Source organism: Burkholderia sp. LMG 13014 (assembly GCF_905232215.1).
GTDB lineage: Bacteria > Pseudomonadota > Gammaproteobacteria > Burkholderiales > Burkholderiaceae > Burkholderia.
The window spans coordinates 1-2,058 of the sequence record NZ_CAJNKE010000828.1; the positions used below are offsets into that span (position 1 = coordinate 1).

At 69.2% G+C, this 2,058-nt stretch carries 2 protein-coding genes; both read left to right on the forward strand.

Features of this window, described 5'->3' with window-relative positions; all coding sequences use genetic code 11:
• Positions 1–33 precede the first annotated feature (33 nt).
• A complete protein-coding gene (locus tag JYJ84_RS35065) occupies positions 34–1,224 on the forward strand; it encodes a phosphotransferase enzyme family protein (protein WP_175221698.1) in 1,191 nt (396 codons plus the stop codon).
• Positions 1,225–1,468: 244 nt separating this feature from the next.
• On the forward strand, positions 1,469–2,058 hold a 590-nt coding region (locus JYJ84_RS35070; RefSeq protein WP_205190161.1), incomplete at its 3' end, for a TolC family protein.

A 2,058-nucleotide genomic window follows, 5' to 3' on the forward strand; every position in this document is an offset into this window, starting at 1 on the left:
CCGATCTGAATCAACCACGGAGCAACATCGTTCATGTCATTCCCACTCGAGCCGGACGGATCCCTGTCGCGTGACGTCGCGCCGCCGCAATTCGGTGTCGACGGCGAGCAGGCCGAACGCGACTGGCCGCTGATGACGCACGACGAAGTGGCGGCGGTGCTCGCACGCATCGACGGTGCCGGCGAGCCGGCGCGGTTGACGTGGCACAGCCCGCGGCAGTTCGCGGCGGCCGTGCTGGTGCAGATGACCGACGGGCGCGGGCTGTTCGTCAAGCGTCATCACGTGAGCCTGCGCGATGTCGAAGGGCTCGAGGAGGAGCATCGCTTCATCGCGCATCTGCGCGAACGCGGGATGCCCGTGGTGGACATTCTCGCGGATCGCGACGGCGCAACCGCGTTCGCGTCCGGCGACTGGACCTACGAGGTGCACGTGCGGGCGCCCGGCGTCGACCCGTATCGCGGCGTGATGTCGTGGCAGCCGTTCACGCATCCGTCGCACGCGTACGCTGCCGGACGCGCGCTGGCCGAACTGCATCGCGCGTCGGCCGGCTACGATGCGCCGGCGCGGCCCGTGCGCACACTGCTGTCGAGCTTTCGCGTGCTGTCGTCGCCCGATCTGGCGGGCGCGCTCGAACGCTGGGTCGAAGCGCAGCCGCTGCTCGTGCGTGCGCTCGGCGCACGCGACTGGCGCGGTGACGTGGCCGACGCTATCGGCCCGTATCACGCGCGTCTCGCGCCGTTGCTGCCCGCGCTGCCGCCGTTGTGGACACACGGCGACTGGCACGCGTCGAACCTGCTGTGGACCGAGGCGGGGCCCGGCGCGCAGGTGCGGACCGTGCTCGATTTCGGGCTGTCGGATCGCACCTGCGCGGTGATGGACCTCGCGCTCGCGATCGAGCGCAATACGGTCGACTGGATGGCGCCGGCCGATGCACGCCGCGTCGAGTACGCGCAGATCGGCGCGCTGCTCGACGGGTATGAGTCGCTTGAACCGCTAGGGGACGAAGCCTATGCGGCGCTGGTCGCGCTGCTGCCGATCGTGCATACGGAGTTCGCACTGTCGGAAGTCGCTTATTTCGGCTGCATCATCGATGCCCCGGCAATCGTCGACATCGCGTACGACGGCTATCTGATCGGTCACGCACGCTGGTTCGGCGAACGCGACGGGCGGCAATTGCTTGATTGGCTCGTGCAGCGTCGGCGGGTGAAGCAAGGGGCTGTTTGATTCGCGTGCAGGGGATTGCCGCGCATGCGTGCCGAATCCCCGTGCCACCGTTATCTACCGTGCGGCCGTCGCGCCGCACATTCATCGAATTCTCCTGATCGCCCAAGCGGGGCCCGGCTCCCGCAGGTCACCGCACGCGTGCGCGCGGTCGCCCCCAAAAATGACGGAAATATCATCTTCGCCTCATGTTCGCACTGCGGCCGGACCGTAGCATCGGTCGCGAACCGTTACCGCAGAACCGAACATGCTCAAGCTCAACCTCGCCGTGGCCGTCGTCTTCGCGATGGCCGCGACGGCTCATGCGCAGCCGTCGCTGTCGCCGGGGCCGGCCCCGGCTGCCACCGGCAGCGCCGCGCCGATCGGCGCACCGCCATCCGACGCACTCCCTTCCACCTCGCTGACGCTTGCCGATGCGCTGTCGGTTGCGGCCCGGAACAATCCGGCACTGCGCGGTGCGCGCGCGGACGTCGATGCGTCGGCCGGCGCGCTGCTGCAGGCCGGCGCGCGTCCCAATCCCGAAGTGTCGTTCCTGCAGGAAGGCTTCCGTCGCGCCGAACGCACGTCGACCGCGCTGATCAACCAGACGATCGAACTCGGCGGCAAGCGTAGCGCGCGGCTCGACGTCGCGTCGTACGGCAGGGAAGCGGCCAATGCATCGCTCGACGAGCAGGGCGCCGTCGTGCGTGCCGACGTGATCGCCGCGTTCTACGGGCTGCTCGCCGCGCAGCGCCAGCTTCAGGTGACCGAGGAATCGGCCACGATCGCCGCACGCTCCGCGGATCTCGCGAACCGCCGGGCGCAGGCCGGCAAGGTGTCGCCGGTCGAGGCGACCAA